The organism is Cryobacterium ruanii (assembly GCF_004404055.1).
Lineage (GTDB): Bacteria > Actinomycetota > Actinomycetes > Actinomycetales > Microbacteriaceae > Cryobacterium > Cryobacterium ruanii.
In genome coordinates this window covers 44,865-66,950 of record NZ_SOHK01000020.1, presented here as the reverse complement: position 1 = coordinate 66,950, position 22,086 = coordinate 44,865, and the positions used below count along the sequence as shown (strand labels likewise).

The following is a 22,086-nucleotide window of genomic DNA, read 5'->3' as shown; positions in this document are numbered from 1 at the left end:
TTTCGGCGGCTATAGCGAGAGGGAAACGCCCGGTCACATTCCGAACCCGGAAGCTAAGACTCTCAGCGCCGATGGTACTGCAGGGGGGACCCTGTGGGAGAGTAGGACACCGCCGGACTCAACTTGAAAAACCAGAAAGGCCACCCTCCGGGTGGCCTTTCTGCGTTAACACGTGCACGCGAAAGCCGGAGAAAGGCCACACACATTGTGTGTGGCCTTTCGTCGTTAGTTGAATGCTGCGGGACGGCCCATGTCTTTGCGGGGGCCGCGCAGGCTGTCAATTGCAACGTGGTGTAGGCGACTGCTCGGCGGCGTGGGCGGCTGGCGTACTGGTGGCATCCGTTTGCACAGGTGTGGCGGTCTGCCCGGCCGGCGGCCCGTTTGCGTGCGCTATTGAGCGCTTCGGCTTGTGGCTAAGGGCCCGGCAGCGATGAACGCCACGCACTCCACGTGCAATCAGCGGTTGGGAAAACCGTGGGGGAGACCGGTCAGTACCGGAGTGAGGCGAGCAAGGCGCTCGCGCTCGAGCAGGAGCGCGGTGTACTCCCGTTCGCGGCGTACGGCGGCGACTCCGACCAGAAAGAACTCGGCGGGCGCGTCGGGGAGCGGGAAGACGAACGGCGTGACCTCGGCGGCTAAAGACTGGCCCATTCGTTCGCGCGTGAGCGGCGTCAGGTGTGACGACTGGCGCAGGTACTGGGCGACGCGGCGGGCAAGCCGGTCGGGCAGGCGGGCGATATCCACGGTCTGTGACCAAACGAGTAACGCTTCAGGCAGAGGGCGCGGTACTGCCTTGTTGCGCGGGACGCGTTCGTGTTGGCTGTAGGTGCCGGCGAGCAGGTCGCCGAGGCGCTTGGACCGCCCGTTGAGCAAGGCCGTGGTGGCGGCGAGGCCGCCAAGGGTCATGATGATTTCGAGCACGCCGGTCAGTGCCCGGATGAACGCATGTCGCAGGGAGATCGCCCCGCCGTCGTCGCGGACGATGCGAGCGCCGATGGCGAGCTTGCCTAGCGACCGGCCGTGGGTGAGCGTCTCCACCAGCACGGGCACGACGAGCAGGGCGAAGACCAGTGCGGCAATCGAGACCGCCTGGGTGAGCGCCGAGTCGGTGGATTCTGCGAGGCTCAGAAAGAATGCGAGCAGAATCAGCAGGTACAGCGCCACATAGGCCACGGTGTCGATGATCGAGCCGGCGGCGCGCAGAATGACGCTGGCCGGCCGCACGTCGAGCGCGACCGCCTCACCGGTGACGAGTTCGTCGCCCTGGCTCAGGTCGAAAGCTGCGGTGGGACGCGCGGTCTCCTTCATGTCTACTATTGAATCAGATGGATCTAGACGCATACACGGCAGCGCATCGCGCCGACTGGGACCGCCTGACCGAGCTCGGTGCCCGGCGGCGTCTGAGTGGTGCCCAGTCCGACGAGCTCATTGAGCGCTATCAGGCCGGCGCCACGCAGCTCTCCGCCATCAAGTCGGCTGCCGGCTCGACTCTGGAGGGCGACCGCCTGTCGGTCGGCCTCTCCCGGGCACGGCTGCGGTTCACCGGAGTGAGTGCCAACGTGCTCGCCCAGATTCCGCGCTTCTTCGTCGCGCAGCTGCCTGCGGCGCTGTACCGGCTGCGCTGGCTCACCCTCGCCGTTGCCGTCGTCACCTTCGTCGTAGCCGGGTTGTACGCCGTCTGGGCCTACAACGATCCGCGGGTGCTGGCCAATCTTGGAACGGATGCCCAACTCGCGCAGGTGGCCAACGAGGACTTCGTCGGCTACTACTCCTCGAGTCCGGCAGCCTCGTTCACCGGTTTCGTCTGGACCAACAACGCTTGGATCGCGGCGCAGTGCATCGCCTTCGGCATTGTCGGCGTGTACGTGCCCTTCATTATTCTGCAAAACGCCATGAGCCTCGGCACGACCGCCGCGATCATGTTCGCCTACGACAAGGGCGACGTCTTCTTTTTCTACATCGCCCCGCACGGGCTGCTCGAGCTCACGGCCATCTTCGTCGCAGCGGCCGGCGGCCTGCTCATCTTCTGGGCCTGGATCGCCCCCGGAGCTCGCACCCGGGGGCAGGCACTCGCCGAAGACGGCCGGGCGCTGTTCACGGTGGCCATCGGCCTCGTCTTCGTGCTGCTGGTCTCGGGAATCATCGAGGGCTTCGTCACCTCCCAGCCGTGGCCGTGGCCGATCAAGATCGGCATCGGTGCCGTGGCGCTGGCTGCGTTCCTGACCTACATGATCGTCCTCGGCGGCCGCGCTGCTCGCGCCGGCGAGACCGGGGACCTCAGCGAATTCGAAGCGGGCAGCACGAGAATCTACGGGGCCTGAGTCAGAGCCTTCCGGCAGCCTTCAACGCAATGTACCGGTCGGCCAGGGCCGGCGGAAGTTGCGCGGGGGAGGCGGTGACAACATCCGCTCCCAGCTGGCGGATGGCGGCCGACACGCGCGCCACGTCGAGCAGGGCCCGTTCAGCGGCCGCCGCGCGGTAGATCTCGTCGCGTCCGCCGCGGGTGGCCGCGGCGAGCACGGTGGCGGGGTCGAGCACGGAAGCCACGACCACCGTATGGCGTTTAGTGAGCTGCGGCAGCACCGAGAGTAGCCCGGTCGACGCACCCGCGGCGTCGATCGACGTGAGCACCACGACCAGGGCGTGCTGGCTCGTGATGGAACGCAGCTGCCCGGGAACCGCCGCCCAGTCCATTTCGATAAGTTCCGGATCGATCATGGCCATCGAATCGACCATCTGCGAGAGCAGTCCGGCGCCGCTCGCACCCTGCAGCCGGCCCCGCACCCGGCGGTCGAAGGCGAGAAAATCCACCCGGTCGCCGGCGACCGAGGTGAGCGCCGCGAGCAGCAGGGCGGCCTCGAAGGCGGTGTCCAGCCGCGGCTCGTTGTTCACCCGTGCGGCCGAAGTGCGCCCGGTGTCGAGCAAAATGACGACGCGGCGATCCCGTTCCGGCCGCCAGGTGCGCACCATCACATCGTTACGCCGCGCAGTCGCCCGCCAGTCGATTGAGCGCACGTCGTCACCGCGCACATATTCGCGCAGCGAGTCGAACTCGGTGCCCGGCCCGCGCACCATCACGCTCGTGCGCCCGTCGAGTTCCTTGAGCCGTGCTATGCGCGAGGGCAGGTGTCTGCGGGCGTGGAACGGCGGTAACACTCGGATGCGCCCCGGCGCGTTGAGTGTCGCCTGGCGGTTCCACAGACCCAGGGGTCCGCGCGTGCGCACCGTCACCTGTTCGACCCGGCGTTCCCCGCGACGGAACGGGGTGAGCGTGAGCGAGACGAGCCGTCGTTCGCCGGGTGGAATAGCGACCCGGCTGCGATTGCGTCCGGCCCCCGCCGACGGCTGCCAGGCGTCTCTCACCACGCCGACGAGGCGCCGGCGCCCGGTGTTGGTCAGGTACAACTCGCTTGTGATGGATTCGCCGAGGCGAACGCGGGCGGGCAGCATCCGCTCGACCGTCACGGCGCGCGGCGAGGCCGCCAGCGCGAGGTCGAGGCCGCCGAGCACGAGAACGAACACGAGCCAGATCAGGAGCACGCCGGTAGCCGCCAGAGCGTTGGGCCCAAACACGACGATGGGCACCACGCCGAGGGCGGCGAAAAGGACAAAGCGTCCGCTGAAGGTCATTGTTAGATCGGAACCTGAACCTGCTGCAACACGCCGCGTAAAATTGCATCGACCGAAACACCCTCGAGTTCGGCTTCCGGGCGCAGCTGCACGCGGTGTCGCCAGACCGGCAGCGCCATCGCCTGCACGTGGTCGGGGGTGATCGAGTCGTAGCCGCTCAGCCAGGCCCACGCCTTGGTAGCGGCGAGCAGCGCGGTCGTTCCGCGGGGGCTGACACCGAGCTTGACCGAGGGACTCGTGCGCGTGGCGCGGGCCAGGTCGACGATGTAGGCGAGCACATCAGCGCTCGACCCGACGTGAGAGACTGCCGCCTGGGCCGCGGCGAGTTCGGCCGCGCCGAGCACCGCGCCCACACCGGCCCCGGCCAGGTCGCGCGGGTTGAAACCGGCCGCGTGGCGGCGCAAAACCTCGATCTCATCGGTACGCGCGGGAACCTCGAGCACAAGCTTGAGCAGGAACCGGTCGAGCTGCGCCTCGGGCAGCGTGTAGGTTCCCTCGTATTCGATCGGGTTCATGGTCGCGGCCACGATGAACGGCTCCGGCAGCGTCAGCGACTCGCCATCGACGCTGACCTGCCGCTCCTCCATCGCTTCGAGCAGCGCTGATTGTGTCTTCGGCGGTGTGCGGTTGATCTCGTCGGCCAACATGATGTTCGTGAACACCGGGCCTTTGCGAAACTCGAACTCGCCTGCACGGGCGTCGTAGATGAGCGACCCGGTCACGTCCCCGGGCATCAGGTCGGGCGTGAACTGAATTCGCTTGGTGTCGAGGCTCAACGCGTGGCTGAGCGTGCGCACCAGAAGTGTCTTGGCAACGCCGGGCACACCCTCGAGCAGCACGTGACCACGCGCGAGCAGCGCGATGATCAGCCCGGTCACCGCGCCGTCCTGCCCGACGACGGCCTTGCCGACCTCTGTGCGCACCCGGTTGAGCGCGGCCCGCAGCGCGGCGGCATCCGCTGCGCCGGCAGAGGCCGGGTTGATCAGATCGGTGGGGGTGGCGGAAGTCGTCATGGGTCCATTCTCTCGGCTGGAGGGGGTGAAAATTCACGGGAAGCGGATGCCGCCGCCGCGGCAGCAGGCACAATTCCGGCCATAACGGCCCGGCCGGTCGCCTGTTCGAGGGCCTGGAGGGCGTCGGAAAGCGCCATCAGCTGCGCGTCGGAGTGCGGAATCGCGTCGACCAGCACTCGCCGCACCTCGTTCGGCGCGCTGCCGGTGATCTGGGCGACCGAGCCGATGACCTCCTCCAGTTGAGCGAGGCGGCCGACGCCGACCGCTCGGGCGAGGCGTTGCACGGCGCCGATGCGCAGGGCGTCGAGCGCCCGCAGTCGGGCGTTGCTGCGCGCGTAGAGCCGGGCCCGGCCCTCCATGGTCTCGCTCGCCTTCACCGTGACCGGCAGGTTCTCGGCTACGAGCGGTCCGAACCGGCGGCCCCGCCAGAACGCGGCGGCGACAGCGACGAGCAAGAGCAGCACGGCCACGGGGGTGACCCAGCCGGGCGTTAATTCGGCGAGGGACGGCGGCCCGGTGCGGGGGAGGTCGGCCAGCGTCGGCAGATACCAGACCAGCGAGTCGCTGTCCCCGAGCAGTCCGAGGGTGAGCGCCGCGTTTCCGTAGCCGGTCACGTTCTCGTTGTTGAACACCCGCGCGTCGGGCACGAGCGAGACGAGGCGGCCGGTCGTTGCGTTCTCCACCTGAACCAGGGAAAAAGTGTCGGTGCTGGTGGCGAAACAGCCGGTGACGAGCGGATCCCCGCCCAGCGGGATCGAGAGGGTGTCCCCGCCCGGCAGTAGCTCCTCGGCCCGATCAGCGGCCGGCAGGGAGCAGCCAGCCGATATCGATGAGGCGTCGGAGACGCCGCCGAAGCCCACGGTCGGGGCCAGCGCCTGGAGGGCCAGAAAATCCGGTGCGACGACGACGGTGCGCGCAGCGAGATCGGCCAGCTCGGCCAGCTGGTCACCGTCGAGGTAGCTGTTTTCGTCGTACAGGAGCACGGTCGAATTCGCGCCGACGGCGCTACGAACCTCCGCCAGGGAGCCGGCCAGGGTCACGGTGACACCCTGCTGACGGAGTACCTCCACGAGCGCCATCGAACCAGCCGGAGCGGGGTTGTCACCGGCCAGCGCCCGGCCGGCCGCGTTACTGGCGCCCGAAACGAGCGCGGTGACAATTGCGATGACCATGACACAGCCGGCGGCGATCACCCAGAACGAGGAGCGGCGCAGAAACGCCCGCAGGGTCGGCGTCGCCACGGTCGTCACGAACGGGGCACCGCCGCCTGAACTGCCGGCAGTCCCGACAGTCCCGACAGTCCCGACAGTCCCGCCAGTCCCATCGGCCGCGCCGTTGCCCGCTCTGCTGTCGCGGGCAGCGGCATCCGTTGTGGGTGTCACACTCATGGTCGGCCCGCGTCAGACGACCCGACCGGCGGCGCGAGGACCGCGGGTGACGCGGCACGCACAGCGGCCTCGAGCGCGGCCAGGGCGAGGTAGTCGGGCTCGGTTCCAGCCTGCTCGAGATAGCGCACCCGGTCGAAGGTGTCTGCTGCCGAGGCCAGGGCCGGGCCACTCGACGGAAAAACCAGCCGGGCCCGTGCGGCGAAGTCGTGCGCGGTCGTGCCGGGCTGACCTACGAGCACAGTTCGCTCCGCGAGGCCCCTGGCCAGAGAGCGAAAGATCTCCTCGCAGGCGAGGCTCCAGTCGCCTTGACTGGCCGCAGCGTCGGCCGCTGTGCGCATCTCGGCGCTGCTGCGTTGATCGATCGTGCCGAACAGGTCGCTGCCGGACCGGCGTCGCCGAGCCAGCCGGGGAGCGCCGAAGAGCAGCCAGCCGGCCACGAGGGCCGCGAGTATGAGAACGACCGCGACAACCGGCAACCAGTCCGCCAGGCTGCCGTCACCGCTGACAGCGAGCGAGTTGATCCAGTCCAGAAAACCCTGGGAAGCACGGTCGAACCAGGTCGGCCTGGCCGCTTCGTAGGGAGCCTTGGCGAGTTCCTCACGCAACCACTGGCGGGCGTCCGGCGCATTGGGAGTCACCGGTACGTCAGCCGACACACCGAAAATCTTCCACCCGACCACCGGTCCGGGCTGCGCCGGGCTCAACTCGATCATCCGGCCGGGTATCCGCCGGACTCGGCTGGCGCCAGGTACGGGTCGGATACGTTGCCACCCTGCGCCGTCGACTCGACGTAGCGAACCAGCTCCAGATCGAGGCCCTCCTTGCGCATGCGCAGGTCGAGGTAGACCAGCGCGACGGCCGCCGACTGCACCACGGCCGCAACCGCCGCCACCGGAATGGCGATGATCAGGCTGACGACCACGCTGAGTATCGTCGACTGCTCGGCGAACGCGCCGGTCGGGTCGACGAGCACGGTGCCCACACCGAACAATAACGAGATCGGAGTGGTGACGATCTGGCTGATCACCTGCACGATCAGGCCGACCAGCAACAGCACGCCGAGGGTGCGCCAGAAATAGCCGCGAGTCAGCGACCAGGACCGAATAACGGATGCCCGCACGCCCAGCTTCTCCAGCACGATCAAGCTCGGAACGGCACTGGTCTTGGTGTACATGAAAGCGCTCACCGCCGCGAGCAGCAGGGCGCCGAAGACGCCGACCAGCACCCCGGCGACGATGCCGGCGACATCGCCGACGCTGACCAACAGCACGACGATGCCGGCAATCACGGCCACGCCGATGAGTAACGCGACAGTCAGAAGCAGGGTCCACAGGGTTAGCGGCCAGAGGCGGGTCGCCGCCCGGCGCCACAGGGTGCCGAGCCGCAGTTTCTCCCCGAGGGTTGCGCGGGCCACCTCGACGACGATGACGGCCTGCAGCAGCGCAGAGGCAATGAGTGACAGCGCCACGGGAATGATCAAGGACAGCGCGCCAGCCAGCACCGATCCGGCGGTGACGGCATCCCGCTGGTCGAGCGGAGCGCTGTCGATGCGGTCGAGCGCCCAGAACGTGACGAGCCCGACGATGACAACGGTGACGAGCATGATCGCTGCCTGCACGATGAGGCCGCTGCCGAAGGTGGCCTTCGGATTGCGGCGCAACACCTGGAACGACGCGCCGAGCAGCGTGCCGAACCCGATCGGCCGCAGCGGAATCAATCCCGGCTTAGGCGGAGGCGCCCAGCCCTGCCCCGGGTCACTGCTCTGGTAGGAACTGCCCTGATACTGTGCGCCCTGATACGGAGTAGCGGGCGCAGTAAAGTTTCCAGAGCGGGGAGGAACGGGGGCATCGGGGGCTTGCCAGAGGTCTGTCACCGTTCCATGCTGGCACAGGTCGATCGAGAAATGCGCTCGCAGGCACTCTGTCAGCGCGCTCGGCTACTCTTATGTCAGACTTTGCCCTACTCATCGGGCAATCTGCTGAGCGCACAATCAGAACACACCACGAGAATGTTCTGGAGAGAGACCCATGAACGCACGCATTTTGGTGATCGATGACGACACCGCCCTGTCCGAGATGATCGGCATCGTTTTGCAAGGCGAGGGCTTCAATCCGGGCTACTGTGCCGATGGATCGCTCGCCCTCGAAACGTTTCGCACCGAGAAGCCCGACCTGGTGCTGCTCGACCTCATGCTGCCCGGCCTCGACGGTATCGAGGTCTGCCGTCTGATCCGCGCCGAATCGGGGGTGCCGATCATCATGCTTACCGCCCGGTCCGACACCACCGACGTGGTCAAGGGGCTCGAGTCCGGGGCCGACGACTACATGGTCAAGCCGTTCAACCCGAAAGAACTTGTCGCGCGAATCCGCACTCGGCTGCGCCCTCCGGCGGCGGACGGCGCACTGGCCCTGCACATCGGTGACCTCGTCGTCAACGCGGTCGGCCACGAGGTCACCCGCGGCACGGTCGCGATCAACCTCACCCCGCTCGAATTCGACCTGCTGCTCGCGCTCGCCTCCAAACCCCAGCAGGTCTTCACCCGGGAAATGCTGCTGGAACAGGTGTGGGGTTACCACTACAAGGCCGACACCCGGCTAGTGAACGTGCACGTGCAGCGACTGCGCGCCAAGGTCGAGCACGACCCCGACAATCCCCGGATCGTCACGACGGTGCGCGGCGTCGGCTACCGTGCCGGCACGGTCAGCTAGCGAGCCGGAACCGCACATGACCGCCTGGCGACCCCCGCAGAAACGGTTGGCCGCACCGTGCGACAGCTGACCTATTGGCGACGGCCGCGTAACTGGCCCCGGCTGGTACGCGCGTCGTGGCGTTCATCCCTGCAATTTCGCACGGTGACGATCTCGGTCGCCCTCTCCGGGGTGGCGATTCTCGTCGTGGGCGTGTACATGTCGGTCAGTATCGGCAACGACCTGTTTCAATCCCGGCTCAGCCAGGTATTGCTCGAATCAGACCGCGCGACCGGTGCCGCGCAAAGCCTGTTCGATTCCTCCGATGCCACGGACCGGGTGCAGGTGCAAAACCTGCTCAGTTCGGCCCGCACCTCGATCTCCGCCACCTCGTCCAGCCGGCTGGTCGCCGTGCTGCGGGTGCCCGGCCAGGACTCTTCGACCGTTGCGCCGCTCGATTCGTCGACTTTCGGGCAGTCCACCGGCGTGATCGGCACCGACCTGCGCACCGAGGTGCAGGCCAACAACGGTGACCAGTTCTGGCAGTCGGTCACCCTTGTCGGCGACGAATCCACGACCGTACCCGGCATCGTGGTCGGGTCGCAGATCACGGTTCCGGTGGCCGGCCGCTACGAGCTTTACATCGCGTACAGCCTGCAAGACGCGGAGGCGACGCTTCTCTTCGTGCAACAGACCCTCGGGGTGGCCGGCGTCGCCCTCGTGCTGTTGATCGGCGCCGTGTCCTGGATCGTCGTGCGCTTCGTCGTCACACCGCTGCGAGTCGCCGCCGAGACGAGCCAGAAACTCGCCTCCGGTGACCTCGAGGTGCGCATTCCGGAGAAGGGCGAAGATGTCATCGCCACGCTCGCCCGTTCCTTTAACGGCATGGCAGACAGCCTGCAGAGCCAGATTCGTGAACTCGCCGACCTGTCTGAGGTGCAACAACGGTTTGTGTCGGATGTCTCGCACGAACTGCGCACGCCGCTGACGACCATCCGCTTGGCCGGTGACGTGCTGTACGACCAGCGGGCGAGTTTTCCGCCGGCCACCGGCCGCACCGCTGAGCTGCTGCACACCCAGGTCGAGCGATTCGAGTTGCTGCTGAGCGATCTGCTCGAAATAAGCCGCTACGACGCCGGATCGGTAAAACTCGAGAGCGAGCCGACCAACCTGGTCTACCTGGCCGAAGACGCGATCGACAGCCTGCGTTCCCTCGCTGAGTCCAAAGGCAGTGACCTGCAGCTGGTGGCGCCGGGCGGGTATCTGAACGCTGACGTCGATCCGCGGCGCATCCGCCGGGTGCTGCACAACCTCATCGGCAACGCTATCGAGCACGGTGAGGGTAAACCCGTCGTGGTGTCGGTCGACAGCGATGCGAAGGCGGTCGCGCTCGCCGTGCGTGACTACGGCCTCGGCATGAGCCAGGCCGAGGTGGCGCACGTCTTCGACCGATTCTGGCGGGCCGATCCGTCACGCCAACGCACGATCGGCGGCACTGGACTCGGGCTGGCCATCTCCCGCGAAGACGCGAGCGTGCACAATGGCTGGCTGCAGGTCTGGTCGAGTCCGGGCGAAGGGTCGTGTTTTCGGCTGACCCTGCCGCGCCTGGCGGGAGCCGTACTCGAATCGTCGCCCATCCCATTGCCGCCCGACGACGCGGCGGCCGCGCTCGGCGAGGCCGGCCATGTCCCCGGAGTAGGCGGAGCCCAGCATGCGTAGTCGCAGGTCCTGGCGGGTCGGTGCGGCCCTGCTGCTAGCCGTCAGCTTCGCCGTCGGTCTCGGCGGCTGCACTGGCATCCCGCGCGCTGGCGTGGTGCACGCCGGTAATGACATTGCCCCTGACGACAATCCAGCCCCGGTCTTTTTGCCGGCGCTGCCGCAAGAGGGTGCCTCGACGGATTCCATTTTGCGCGGCTTCATCGATGCCTCCTCGAGCCCCGAGAACAACTATGACATCGCCCGCCAGTTCCTGGCCCCGGCGTTTCGATCCAGTTGGGATCCCACCGCCGGGGTCACCGTCGACAACGGCTCCGGGCGCACCATGACCGTCGTCGACGACGGCACCACCCTCGTAGCGGTCACGCCGATCGCTGAAGTCGATCAAACCGGCGAGTATCGCGAAGTCGACGCGAGCCCGGTTCCGTTGCGCTACGAATTCACGCAGATCGGTGGCCAGTGGCGCATCAGCGCGGCGCCGAACGGCACGGTGATCGACGAGAACACGTTCAATGACGTCTTCAGCGCCCAGCCCGTCTACTTCTACGATCCGGGCTTTCTGTTTCTGGTACCGGACCTGCGCTGGTTCCCTCGTGGGGCATCCGCTCCTACCAAACTCGTCAACGCCGTCCTGAACGGACCGAGCGCCTGGTTGAACGGAGCCGTGACCACGGCATTCCCGGAAGGCTCCAAGCTCACGGCCGATGCCGTGCAGGTCGTAGGGCGCCAGGCTATGGTCGACCTGAACAGCGAAGCACTCAACGCCGACCGGCAAACCTTGCAGCGCATGAAAGCGCAGCTCTCTGCGAGCCTGCCGGCCGGTCTGACGGTCGATATCACCATCGACCAGAATTCCCAGGCCATCGATGACCTGGAGACCGCTGCTCCGATCGTCGATCCGCGCGTGGATGCCCGGGCGCTCGTGCTGCGCGGCCAGGAGTTTGGTTTTCTCGCCGCCACGGGGGAGAGCGTCACACCGCTGGACGGACTATCTGACACCATTGCCCAGCTGGCCCCGACCGCGGTGACGCTGTCATCGGGTCAGGGGTCGGCAGCCGTGCTCACCAACGACGGCGTTTATATGGTGCGCGACGGTGGCGAACCCCAATTGCTCGATTCGCGAGCGGGGCTCATCGCGCCGTCGATGGACAACGAACGCTTCGTATGGTCGGTGCCGTCGAACGATCCGACCGCCCTGGTCGTCTATAGCCCCGCGGGGGAAGCAACAGTGCTGCCGACACCGTGGCCCGAAGCCACGTCGATCACGGCTCTGAAAATCTCGCGGGACGGCGCCCGGCTGATTGCTCTGCTCGGCACCGGGTCGGAGACCCGATTCGTCGTCGCGTCTATCAGCCGCACGGGGGGAGCCCCGGCCGGCATCGGCGCGCCAGTGCTGCTGGCATCGGGCGGCGGGGTCGGCCTCGACGCGACCTGGATAGACGAACTGACGGTCGCGTCGCTTAGCATCCTGCCGACCGGGGAGGCGCGCATCGTCGCGCAAGAAATCGGCGGTGTCAGCTCTGTTCTGGAATCCCCCGCGAGCAGCCGGTACATCGTCGGCAGCAACTCGGTGCGCGACCTGCGCGTCCTCACCGACACCGGAAGCCTCGAGGTGCAGCGCGGAGCGGGCTGGCAGGCCCGCATCGGCGACGTGACCCTGCTCGCCACCCAGCAGGGCATCGGCGGTTAGCCGGACGGCTTCCTCCCTAGGACGCGTCACGGCCCGCTTCTGCACCGTTTCCAGGCTCGGGCGGTACGAGCCGGTAGCAGGGCGCACACTGGCCCAATGAACCGACTGCTGCGCGATCGACTGGCCGCCGCGAGCCTGGACGCCTGGGCGGTCGTGCTGCCGACCGAGTGCAGCGGCTGCGGTGCCCTCGACCGCGCACTGTGCACCAGCTGCCGGCTGGCCCTGCTCCCCGCCGTGCACCCGGTCACCCGCGACGATGCCCTCGTCTGGGCGGCCCTGACCTACGAGGGGGTGGCCCGCCACGCGATCGCCGCGTACAAAGACGGCGGGCGAACGGATGCCGCCGCCGCGCTCGCCGCGCCGCTGCGAGCGGCCATCGTGGCCGCGCTCGCAGCTGTACCGAGCCTGAACGGACCTCCAGCGGGCATTCAACTCGTCACTGTTCCCTCGTCACGGCGGGCCTGGCGCGTGCGCGGGCATCACCCGGTCGATGCCCTGCTGCGCCGCGCCGGGCTGCACCCGTTCCCGGCGCTCGCGCAGCACGGGGAGCCCGTCGACCAGGTCGGCCTCAACCGAGCGGAGCGTGCCGCGAACAAGTGCAACACCCTCGTTGCGAGGCGGCCGCTCGACCAGGTACGGATCATTCTCGTCGACGACATCGTGACCACCGGCGCAACCCTGCTCGAGGCGCGGCGCGCCGTGTTCGCTGCCGGCGGCATCGTCGTCGGCCTCGCGGCACTGGCAGAAACACGCCGTCTGCTGCCCCGGTAGTCGCAATCCGGGCAAACTGATCGACAAATTCTGTGACTTATCTGACTCTCACGGCTACGGTGGAGACAAAGGCGCGCATTGATCGCCCAGTTTGAGGGCGGTCCGCCAAACTGGAGGTCGTCATGGAAACTAACATCGTCGGACGCAACCTTGGGATTACTGATCGTTTCCGGGATTACGCGACGGAGAAGGCCGAGAAAATCGCCCTCCTCGCCGAGAAGGCCCTCGCGCTCGAGATCAAAGTCAGTCGGCACCATGAGAAGAACGGCGCGGCTGTCGGCAACGATCGGGTCGAACTCACCCTGATCGGCAAAGGGCCGTTGGTGCGGGCCGAAGCTGACGGGTCCGACAAGTACGCTGCTTTTGATGTGGCACTTGGTCGTCTGCTCGAGCGGGTTCGCCGCGCCAAGGACCGCAAGAAGGTGCATCGCGGCGGCGCCCACCGTCCCACCTCGCTGCACGAGGCTTCCTCGGTCGGTTTCAGCGTCATCGACATCACGCCGGCCAACCCCGAGACGCTCGAACGGGTGCGCACCGGTGCGATTCCCATCGTGCAAGCGGATGCTCCGGCTGCCGCCGAAGAGGAAGACTATTGCCCTGTCGTCATCCGTCGTAAGGTCTTCGCGGCGGCCCCCATGTCCGTCGACGATGCCCTCTACTTCATGGAGCTCGTCGGCCACGACTTCTACCTGTTCCAGGACGTCGAGACCAAGCGCCCGAGCGTGGTCTACCGCCGCAAGGGCTGGGACTACGGAGTCATCGAACTCGACGGTTCGGTCGGTGAGCTGCAGGAGGCTATGCCCGTTGCCAGCGGGCGTGCCAACTGACCAACTAGCATTGCCTTAGCCGCCGACCAGGTCGGTGCTCTGGCATCTGCCAGACGAGAGGCGCGGGCGTGCGCTGCGACAGTCCGATTGGGCTGCTGCAGCGCGTGTCTGCACCGTTTGACTAGTGGAGTACATTCGTGGCGTCAATTCTTGAAAAGGTTCTTCGTGTTGGTGAAGGCCGCGTTCTGCGCCGCCTGGATAACTATGCGAAAGCTATCAACGCCCTGGAAGAGGACTTCCATGAGCTCACCGACGAAGAGCTGAAGAACGAGACCGTCACCCTGCGGGAACGGTATTCCAACGGCGAATCGCTCGATGACCTGCTGCCGGAGGCTTTCGCAGCCGTGCGCGAGGCCAGCATCCGCACCCTCGGTCTGCGTCATTTCGACGTGCAGCTCATGGGCGGAGCAGCCCTGCACCTCGGAAACATCGCCGAGATGAAGACCGGTGAGGGCAAGACCCTCGTCGCCACCACAGCCGCGTACCTCAACGCGATCAGCAGCCGGGGCGTGCACGTCATCACGGTCAACGACTACCTGGCGAGCTACCAGAGCGAGCTCATGGGTCGCGTCTTTCGCGCCCTCGGCATGACGACCGGATGTATCCTCTCCGGTCAGACCCCTGCGCAGCGTCGCGAAATGTATGCGGCCGACATCACCTATGGCACCAACAACGAGTTCGGTTTTGACTACCTGCGCGACAACATGGCATGGCAGGCCAGCGACATGGTGCAGCGCGGACACTACTTCGCCATCGTCGACGAGGTCGACTCGATCCTCATCGACGAGGCGCGAACCCCGTTGATCATCTCCGGACCGGCGTCGGGCGAAGCAAACCGCTGGTTCAACGAGTTCGCAAGCCTGGCCAAGCGCCTCATCACCGACGAGGATTTCGAAGTCGACGAGAAGAAGCGCACGATCGGCGTGCTCGAACCCGGCATCGAAAAAGTCGAAGATTACCTGGGCATCGACAATCTCTACGAATCGGCCAACACGCCGCTGATCTCCTTCCTGAACAACGCCATCAAGGCCAACGCCCTGTTCAAGAAAGACAAAGACTATGTGGTCATGAACGGCGAGGTGCTCATCGTGGACGAGCACACCGGCCGTATCCTCATGGGACGCCGCTACAACGAGGGCATCCATCAGGCCATCGAGGCGAAGGAGGGTGTCGCCGTCAAGGCTGAGAACCAGACCCTTGCCACCGTCACCCTGCAGAACTATTTCCGCTTGTACTCGAAAATCTCCGGCATGACCGGAACGGCCGAGACCGAAGCCGCCGAGTTCATGAGCACCTACAAGCTCGGTGTCGTGGCCATTCCCACCAACAAGCCGATGCAGCGCATCGACCAGTCCGACCTGATCTACAAGAATGAAGAATCCAAGTTTCGTCAGGTCGTCGAAGACATCGTCGAGCGCCACGAAGCCGGCCAGCCGGTTCTGGTCGGCACGACGAGCGTCGAGAAGAGCGAATACCTGTCGCGTCTGCTCGCCAAGAAGGGCGTGCGCCACGAGGTGCTCAACGCCAAGAACCACGCCCGGGAAGCCGCGATCGTCGCGCAGGCCGGCCGACTCGGTTCGGTCACCGTCGCTACCAACATGGCCGGTCGTGGTACCGACGTGATGCTCGGCGGCAACGCCGAATTCCTCGCCGTCGCGGAGATGAACGCCAAGGGCCTCAGCCCGGTCGAAACCCCCGATGAGTATGAGCTCGCCTGGGACGACGTGTTCACCGCGGTGAAGGCCGACGTCTTCGACGAGGCCGAGAAAGTCATCGCCGCCGGCGGACTCTACGTGCTCGGCACCGAACGACACGAGTCACGCCGCATCGACAACCAGCTGCGCGGACGCAGCGGGCGTCAAGGCGACCCGGGCGAGAGCCGGTTCTACCTGTCGCTCACCGACGACCTCATGCGCCTGTTCAACGCCGGTGCCGCCGAGGCCCTCATGGGCCGCCAGGGTGTGCCGGACGATATGGCGATCGAATCAAAGGTCGTCAGCCGCGCCATCCGCAGCGCCCAGTCGCAGGTCGAGGGCCGCAACGCCGAGATCCGCAAGAACGTGCTCAAGTATGACGACGTGCTCAATCGTCAGCGCGAGGCCATCTACGGTGACCGCCGCCACATTCTCGAGGGTGACGACCTGCACGAGCGCACCCAGACCTTCCTCACCAATGTCATCGACGAAGTGCTCGACGTGCACGCCGGCGACGGCAACGGCGACGACTGGGACTTCGACGCCATGTGGACCGAACTCAAAACCCTCTACCCAGTGGGACTGACCATCGACGAGGTCGTCTCCGAAGCCGGCGACAAGGGCAAGATCAACCGCGATTTCATGCGGCGTGAGATCCTCTCCGACGCCAAACTCGCCTACTCGCGCCGCGAAGAGTCGCTCGGTGCGCCCGCGATGCGGGAGCTAGAACGCCGGGTTGTGCTCTCGGTGATCGATCGTCGCTGGCGCGACCACCTCTACGAGATGGACTACCTCAAAGACGGCATCGGGCTGCGCGCCATGGCGCAGCGTGACCCACTGGTGGAATACCAGCGCGAGGGTTTCGCCATGTTCCAGCAGATGATGGGCCAGATTCGTGAGGAGACCGTCGGGTTCCTCTTCAACCTCGACGTCGAGGTGACGGCCGGTGCCGGTGCCGTCGCCGGTCCGGTCGTCGCGGCCAAGGGGCTCGCCCCGGCCGACGCCGGCGAGGAGAAGCTCAGCTACACCGCCCCGAGCGATTCCGGTGGGGTCGAAGTGCGCAACCAGCGCGGCCAGATTCAGCAGGCCGCCACCGACCGGGCCAGGCGCTCGGCCACGGTCGCGTCGAGCGAAGATGAGCCGGCCGAAGCCACCGGCCCGACCCAGCGCGGAGCGTTCGGGCAGAAAACCGAGGGAGCCGCCCCGGTGAACCGTGCTGAGCGCCGCGCCCAGGGCAAAAAGACCACCTAACCGCTGAAATTCTGCCCGGTAACGGTAACGCGCGTCCATCCGTGGGCGCGCGTTTCGCCTGCAGGCATCCGTCGGCGAAGGCGCTGCTCCATCTCACATCACGACGAGGACGGTGGCCAGCCAGCGCGGTCCCCGGCCTTCCAGCTTTAAACAGACGACGTGCGGTCGGCGCCGGTCGTGGACCAGGATAACGGCGTCATAACCGTCGTTCTCGGTCGGCGCGACCGTGACGTGGTCGATCCACAGTCGCGGCCGTTCGGCGACCATTCCCGTGACGGCTCGAGCCCGCGCCGCGATCGTAACCCGAATCTGCAGGCGGGCGTAAACGTCGTCGGTCACCCAGCGCGCGAGCTGTTCAAGGTCCCTGGCACCGGCAATGACCTCGACGGTGCGGAGGGCGAGGATCCGCAGCGTGGGGTTCACCTCGGGCCGGAGTACGGGGTGGGTCGGCTGCGGGTCCCGGTTGTGCTCGTCCGCGTGATGTTGACGGGCGAGCAAGTCCTTGTTTTTGGGTAACGTCATCGTTCCTCCAGGCATCGACCGTGCAACTCTTGTGGCGCCATACCCAACCAGCCTTGTGCCCCGGCTGTCGAGCGCTTAAAGACCCTGTGCAGAACGCGTGCGGGAAGGCCCGGCGTCGGCTATTTTCAACCTGTGCGCTGGGATGATCTGTTTGATGACCTCGAAGGGCAACTCGAACGCGAGTTGCACTCCGAGGCCACTGGCTTGCGCCTGCAGAAGGAACGCCAGCGCCTGGAACAGGTCTCCATGCGCACTCGGCTGAGCAGCGTACTGCGGTCCGTCGGTCTGGGCGGCACGCTGCGGCTGAGCGTGGTGCTCGTCACCGGTGAGACCCTTACGCTGCGACCGACGACGCTCGGGCTGGACTGGCTTGCGGCCGACCTGCTGGGCGCCGACAGCAAGCGCGTTGAGTGTGTGATTCCCTTGTCGGCCATCGCTGCCGTGCTGCTCACTGAGGAGCAGATCCTGGCCTCCCTCTCCGTCGAGTCCGAGTCGACCGCCAAGCAGACCGAACGCTATGGGTTTCCTTTTGTGTTGCGAACCCTGTGCCGAAAAAGGCGCACCCTGGAGCTCGACACCTACGGCGGTGTCCTGACCGGCACCATCGACCGGGTGGCGCGTGACCACCTCGATCTGGCCGTGCATCCGCTTGGAACCTTTCGCCGCACGCCCGAGATTCTGCACTACCGCCTCGTAGCGTTATGGCAGATTCATGTCGTTCGGCTGCGCTAGAGCTCGATCAGCCCCCAACCAGCTACCTGATTCCGACAAACGAGGCAACGGATGAAAACACCCCGTCCCACACGCACCCGCCGCCAATTCTGGGTCGACCCTCGATTCGTCATCGGTCTGGTGCTCGTCGTCGCTTCGATCGCGGGAGTCGGGGCGATTGTTGCCGGCAGCGATCGCACCACGGCGGTCTACACCGCACGGCATACGCTGATCGTCGGCGACCAGCTCCAGCCGACCGACCTCGTTGAAAGCCGTGTGCAGCTCGGTGGCGCCGCCGATTTGTACCTCGTGCCCGCACCCGACCTAAAGGACGGGCTGCTCGTCACTCAAACGATTCTGGCCGGGGAACTCGTGGCCCGATCGGCGGTCGGGGACTCGTCGGGAAGCGACGTGACCAGTGTCGTCGTCGATGTTCCCGGTCGACTGGCCCTGTCCATCTCGGCAGGCTCCCTCGTTGATATCTGGTCCGCGCGAGCTGCCGGGCCGAGTGAATTCGCGCCGCCGACGATTCTCGTGGGGCAAGCCGTCGTCGTGCGGATCGTCGAACCGACCGGCATCATCGCCGCAGACAACGGCCAATCGGTCGAGATGCTCGTGCCGAAGGGAAACGTGGGCGCCGTGCTCGAAGCGATCATGAACGGGGACGCCCTCGCGATCGTGCCCGTGAACGCCCCGGCGGGGTCATGATGGCCCGGATCGCGCTCGTGCTGGACCGGGCCACCGAACAAAACATGCTCGCCGACATCATCGACTGTGGTCACAGCGTGGTCACGCGCGTTGACACCGCCCGGGAATTTCTGGATACCCTCTCCCACGGGCAGCCGCACGTCGTCGTGGTGAGCGGCCGACGGGAATCCTTGACCGGCCAGTTGATCCTGGCCTGCGACGATCGCGGAATCAAGGTGGTCGCCGTCACTGCGACGGAACAGGAGCGGCGTCACGCCGGCTCGCTCGGCCTCCACGAAACGGTCGCGATCCCCTGCAACTGGTCGGAGATTGAGGACCTGCTCGTGTCGGGCGTCGTCATTCCCTTACGTGTGGGGGAGCGGCATTTCACCGGCGGCGCGCTCAACACCGGTTCCGTGATCGCGGTGTGGGGGCCGTCCGGCGCTCCCGGGCGCACGACCCTCGCCATCAACATCGCCGCGGAAATCGCCGCAGCCGGCCACACCGTGGTCTTGGCCGACGTCGACACCTACAGCGCCTCGATCGCGCCGAACCTTGGCATGATCGACGAGGCACCGGGCTTTGCGGCCGCGTGCCGGCTGGCCGGGAGTGACAGCCTCAACCAGTCAGAACTCGAGCGCATTGCGCAACGCTACAACTCGCCCCGGGGTGCCTTCTGGGTTCTCACCGGCCTCGGTCGACCATCGCGCTGGCCCGAGCTATCGACCGAACGAGTGGCCCGCACCATCGATGCACTGCGGCGTTGGGTGGACTACGTGGTGGTGGACACCGGGTTCAATCTGGAGACCGACGAAGAGCTAAGCAGCGACCTGATGGCTCCCCGCCGCAACGCGGCCACCATCGCAGCCCTGCGGGCGGCCGATCATGTCGTCGCCTGTGGGCTTGCTGACCCGGTTGGCCTGACACGGTTTCTGCACGCGTAGATCGACCTCGCCCAGGTCAGGGATGGAGGTTCGGCCAGCATCGTCATCAATCAGGTGCGCGCGAGCGCCGTCGGGCCCAATCCGCGACGGCAGATAGCATCCGCGCTGCTCAGACTGGGCAGCAGCCACGCATCGATCCTGGTCCCGCACGACCAGACCGCACTCGACCGAGCCCGACAGTCGGGACTGACGTTACGCGATTCGAGCCCGAAGTCCCCAGCTCGTGTCAGCATCCGTCGTTTTGTTCACACGGTACTCCTGCCCGAGCCGGAACCAGAGCCGCACCGGCGGTTGCTTCGCTGGAGGCGCAGAACCGTCCCGGCACTCTGAGGCCCGACATCGAGAGTATGCCTGATCACAGTCTGCCTGAGCACATCATGGATCCAATGTCGTGGCGTAACCACAGCGGGCGTTGTGGGTGCGTGCGGGGATCTAGGCTAGTGAGGGTGTCGACTCTCAGTGATCTCGTACTTGCCCAGGGCCGCAGCAGCGCGGAAGATGTGGACTGGCTGCACATGCTCGTCGCGGATGGTCAGCTGCTGGCCGATCTTGCCTTCGCAGACATGGTGGTGTGGGTTCCGACGACCTCCGGCGGCTTCGTCGCGGTCGCGCACGCGCGCCCGTCGAGTGCGGCCACCCTGTTCTATCGGGATTTCGTCGGCCAGCACATCAAGGCCGAGTGGCGCAACCAGGTCACCGAAGCCTTTGAGACCGCGAAGATCGTCGACCGTGACGCTCCCGACTGGTACGAGGAGACTCCTACCCGGGTGCGTGCCATTCCGGTGCTGCGTCGCCTGAGCACGACCGGTTCCGAAGTGGCGCCTACCCCCGTGGCGGTGCTTACCCGCCACACCAATCTAAGCGAGGCGCGCACGCCGAGCCGCCAGGAGCTCACGTTCAACGACTGCGCGAACGACCTGTTCGCCATGATCGCCTCCGGCGACTTTCCCGACCTTGGCGCCCCGACCGGACCGCGCCGCGGTGCCCCGCGCGCGTCGGACGGCCTGCTGCGGCTCTCCGGAGACGGCCTGACCACCTTTGCCAGCCCCAATGCTCTCTCCGCGTTCAACCGCATGGGCTTCGCTGAGGAACTCGAGGGCGAATCGCTCGCCGAAGTCACCACGGGCCTGCTCACCGGCACCGCCGTCGTCGACGAGTCCCTGCCCCTCGTGGTCACGGGACGCGCGCCGTGGCGCACCGACATTGAAGCGCGCGGGGTGACAGTGTCGCTGCGGGCGATTCCCATCCGTAATCGCGGCGAACGGGTCGGTGCCATTATTCTGTCGCGTGACGTCACCGAACTGCGGCATCAGGAACGCGAACTGATCACCAAGGATGCCACCATCCGGGAAATCCACCACCGGGTCAAGAACAACCTGCAGACCGTGGCGTCACTGCTGCGCATCCAGGCGAGGCGGACCCAATCTGATCGGGCGCGCGAGGCGCTGACCCAGGCGATGCGGCGGGTCGCGGCCATCGCTGTCGTGCACGACACCCTGTCGGAGGGGCTCAGCCAGATCGTCGACTTCGACGCCGTGTTCGAACGGGTGCTGCTGCTGACGGTGGAGGTCGCATCCGCTCACAATACGACCGTGCACCCGAAGTCCTTTGGAAGCTTCGGCACGCTGCCGAGCGCCTATGCGACTCCGCTCGCCCTCGTGCTGACCGAACTCGTGACCAACGCGGTCGAGCACGGTCTCGCGGGGCGTGAGGGCGAGGTATCGATCGAGGCCCAGCGCAGCGATGAGACCCTCACCGTGATGGTGCGTGACACCGGCGCCGGTCTGCCAGAGGGCAAGGTCGGCTCGGGCCTCGGCACGCAGATCGTGCGCACGCTCATTCAGGGTGAACTCGGCGGCACCATCGACTGGCACACCATGATGGGCAGCGGCACCGAGGTCACGATCGAGATCCCCCTGCGGTTCATGCAGGAAGGCTAGCCCCCGCTTTCTTCTGGATGGAACCCGGAACCGAAACGAGGGCTCAGTTTTTAGACGTGGCCCACGTCTAAAGGTGGGCCCGCGAGCGGACGCGGTTTCGCTCGGTCGCGAGGCCTGGCTGGCGGGCACAAAAAAACGAGCCCGCGGCCTCCGGAATACCGGATGGCCGCAGGCTCGCGTTCTATCGTTGTGCGCGCTCGCTAGGAGGCGCGGCGGGCACGTGCAGCGCGGCGTTTGAGCGCCCGGCGCTCGTCTTCGCTCAGGCCGCCCCAGACTCCGGAGTCCTGTCCGGTCTCGAGTGCGTACTGGAGGCACACCTCGGTGACGTTGCATCGGGCGCACACCGACTTTGCCTTTTCGATCTGGTCCACAGCGGGTCCAGTGTTGCCGACCGGAAAGAAAAGTTCCGGGTCGGCGGTGAGGCAGGCAGCTTTATCGCGCCAGTCCATAGGGATGCTCCTTTTATTACATGAGTGCACGGCCGATTGGCCAGAGTTTCAGGGGTGATGGCCGGTTGCAGGGAAGTGGGATCTGCGCGATAACCGCGTTGAAACAGCTCACGTCCCTGTGAGCGTCAACCGGGCCTCAAATATCGTCCCATAATAGAGGTATCAA

Annotated in this window: 19 protein-coding genes and 1 rRNA gene; 12 read left to right on the top strand and 8 right to left on the bottom strand. The window is 66.4% G+C overall.

Annotated features, from left to right (window positions below; translation table 11 throughout):
- Nucleotide 1 precedes the first annotated feature (1 nt).
- Nucleotides 2-118, top strand: a 5S ribosomal RNA gene (rrf, locus tag E3T47_RS13780).
- 338 nt (nucleotides 119-456) lie between these two features.
- On the opposite strand, the gene E3T47_RS13775 is transcribed toward rrf, so the two are convergent.
- Nucleotides 457-1,308 carry an RDD family protein gene (locus tag E3T47_RS13775; RefSeq protein ID WP_134556622.1) on the bottom strand — a complete coding sequence of 284 codons (852 nt, stop codon included), beginning with the start codon at nucleotides 1,306-1,308 and terminating at the stop codon, nucleotides 457-459.
- A 17-nt stretch (nucleotides 1,309-1,325) separates the two neighbouring features.
- Between E3T47_RS13775 and E3T47_RS13770 the strand changes: the two genes are divergently transcribed.
- Nucleotides 1,326-2,321, top strand: coding sequence for a stage II sporulation protein M (locus tag E3T47_RS13770; RefSeq protein ID WP_134556621.1), 996 nt, complete (start codon nucleotides 1,326-1,328; stop codon nucleotides 2,319-2,321).
- Between the two features lies 1 nt (nucleotide 2,322).
- Here the strand turns inward: E3T47_RS13770 and E3T47_RS13765 are convergent, their stop codons facing one another.
- From E3T47_RS13765 to E3T47_RS13745, 5 genes are read right to left on the bottom strand one after another with little or no spacing between them, the layout of a single operon-like run.
- Nucleotides 2,323-3,630, bottom strand: a complete 1,308-nt coding sequence (locus tag E3T47_RS13765) for a DUF58 domain-containing protein (protein ID WP_134556620.1) — start codon at nucleotides 3,628-3,630, stop codon at nucleotides 2,323-2,325.
- 2 nt (nucleotides 3,631-3,632) lie between these two features.
- Entirely contained in the window at nucleotides 3,633-4,643 is a 1,011-nt protein-coding gene (locus tag E3T47_RS13760; protein ID WP_134556619.1) for an AAA family ATPase, read from the bottom strand.
- Nucleotides 4,640-6,031 carry a DUF4350 domain-containing protein gene (locus tag E3T47_RS13755; RefSeq protein WP_174844684.1) on the bottom strand — a complete coding sequence of 464 codons (1,392 nt, stop codon included), beginning with the start codon at nucleotides 6,029-6,031 and terminating at the stop codon, nucleotides 4,640-4,642. Before E3T47_RS13755 ends, E3T47_RS13760 begins: the two co-directional genes overlap by 4 nt.
- Nucleotides 6,028-6,744, bottom strand: coding sequence for a DUF4129 domain-containing protein (locus E3T47_RS13750; RefSeq protein ID WP_134556618.1), 717 nt, complete (start codon nucleotides 6,742-6,744; stop codon nucleotides 6,028-6,030). Before E3T47_RS13750 ends, E3T47_RS13755 begins: the two co-directional genes overlap by 4 nt.
- Nucleotides 6,741-7,904 (bottom strand): DUF7847 domain-containing protein, encoded by a 1,164-nt coding sequence (locus E3T47_RS13745; RefSeq protein ID WP_134556617.1) that lies wholly within the window; start codon nucleotides 7,902-7,904, stop codon nucleotides 6,741-6,743. The genes E3T47_RS13750 and E3T47_RS13745 overlap by 4 nt, the downstream gene beginning before the upstream one ends.
- Before the next feature lie 154 nt (nucleotides 7,905-8,058).
- Between E3T47_RS13745 and mtrA the strand changes: the two genes are divergently transcribed.
- The 6 genes from mtrA to secA all read left to right on the top strand — a co-directional run bounded on the left by mtrA (nucleotide 8,059) and on the right by secA (nucleotide 16,667).
- Complete coding sequence (gene mtrA / locus E3T47_RS13740) at nucleotides 8,059-8,739, top strand: MtrAB system response regulator MtrA (protein WP_134556616.1); 681 nt, start codon at nucleotides 8,059-8,061, stop codon at nucleotides 8,737-8,739.
- Nucleotides 8,740-8,796: 57 nt separating this feature from the next.
- The gene (mtrB, locus tag E3T47_RS13735) at nucleotides 8,797-10,437 is read left to right on the top strand and encodes an MtrAB system histidine kinase MtrB (protein WP_174844683.1); all 1,641 of its coding nucleotides are present in this window, start codon (nucleotides 8,797-8,799) and stop codon (nucleotides 10,435-10,437) included.
- A complete protein-coding gene (locus E3T47_RS13730; protein WP_134556615.1) occupies nucleotides 10,430-12,124 on the top strand; it encodes an LpqB family beta-propeller domain-containing protein in 1,695 nt (564 codons plus the stop codon). The genes mtrB and E3T47_RS13730 overlap by 8 nt, the downstream gene beginning before the upstream one ends.
- A 96-nt stretch (nucleotides 12,125-12,220) precedes the next feature.
- Nucleotides 12,221-12,895 (top strand): ComF family protein, encoded by a 675-nt coding sequence (locus E3T47_RS13725; RefSeq protein ID WP_134556614.1) that lies wholly within the window; start codon nucleotides 12,221-12,223, stop codon nucleotides 12,893-12,895.
- Nucleotides 12,896-13,017: 122 nt separating this feature from the next.
- Nucleotides 13,018-13,722, top strand: coding sequence for a ribosome hibernation-promoting factor, HPF/YfiA family (hpf, locus tag E3T47_RS13720; protein ID WP_134556613.1), 705 nt, complete (start codon nucleotides 13,018-13,020; stop codon nucleotides 13,720-13,722).
- Between the two features lie 137 nt (nucleotides 13,723-13,859).
- On the top strand, nucleotides 13,860-16,667 hold the full coding sequence (secA, locus tag E3T47_RS13715; RefSeq protein ID WP_134556612.1) for a preprotein translocase subunit SecA: 2,808 nt from the start codon (nucleotides 13,860-13,862) through the stop codon (nucleotides 16,665-16,667).
- A 93-nt stretch (nucleotides 16,668-16,760) separates the two neighbouring features.
- Here secA and E3T47_RS13710 read toward each other — a convergent pair whose 3' ends face one another.
- Nucleotides 16,761-17,189 carry an Rv3235 family protein gene (locus tag E3T47_RS13710; protein ID WP_134556611.1) on the bottom strand — a complete coding sequence of 143 codons (429 nt, stop codon included), beginning with the start codon at nucleotides 17,187-17,189 and terminating at the stop codon, nucleotides 16,761-16,763.
- A 132-nt stretch (nucleotides 17,190-17,321) separates the two neighbouring features.
- On the opposite strand from E3T47_RS13710, the gene E3T47_RS13705 reads away from it, so the two are divergent.
- From E3T47_RS13705 to E3T47_RS13690, 4 genes are all read left to right on the top strand, one after another.
- Complete coding sequence (locus tag E3T47_RS13705; protein ID WP_134556610.1) at nucleotides 17,322-17,921, top strand: hypothetical protein; 600 nt, start codon at nucleotides 17,322-17,324, stop codon at nucleotides 17,919-17,921.
- Between the two features lie 51 nt (nucleotides 17,922-17,972).
- Complete coding sequence (locus tag E3T47_RS13700) at nucleotides 17,973-18,608, top strand: hypothetical protein (RefSeq protein WP_134556609.1); 636 nt, start codon at nucleotides 17,973-17,975, stop codon at nucleotides 18,606-18,608.
- Nucleotides 18,605-19,531 (top strand): regulator, encoded by a 927-nt coding sequence (locus E3T47_RS13695; RefSeq protein ID WP_134556608.1) that lies wholly within the window; start codon nucleotides 18,605-18,607, stop codon nucleotides 19,529-19,531. The genes E3T47_RS13700 and E3T47_RS13695 overlap by 4 nt, the downstream gene beginning before the upstream one ends.
- A gap of 446 nt (nucleotides 19,532-19,977) precedes the next feature.
- Complete coding sequence (locus E3T47_RS13690; protein WP_134556607.1) at nucleotides 19,978-21,471, top strand: sensor histidine kinase; 1,494 nt, start codon at nucleotides 19,978-19,980, stop codon at nucleotides 21,469-21,471.
- Between the two features lie 200 nt (nucleotides 21,472-21,671).
- Here the strand turns inward: E3T47_RS13690 and E3T47_RS13685 are convergent, their stop codons facing one another.
- On the bottom strand, nucleotides 21,672-21,920 hold the full coding sequence (locus E3T47_RS13685) for a WhiB family transcriptional regulator (protein ID WP_035837005.1): 249 nt from the start codon (nucleotides 21,918-21,920) through the stop codon (nucleotides 21,672-21,674).
- Nucleotides 21,921-22,086: the final 166 nt, after the last annotated feature.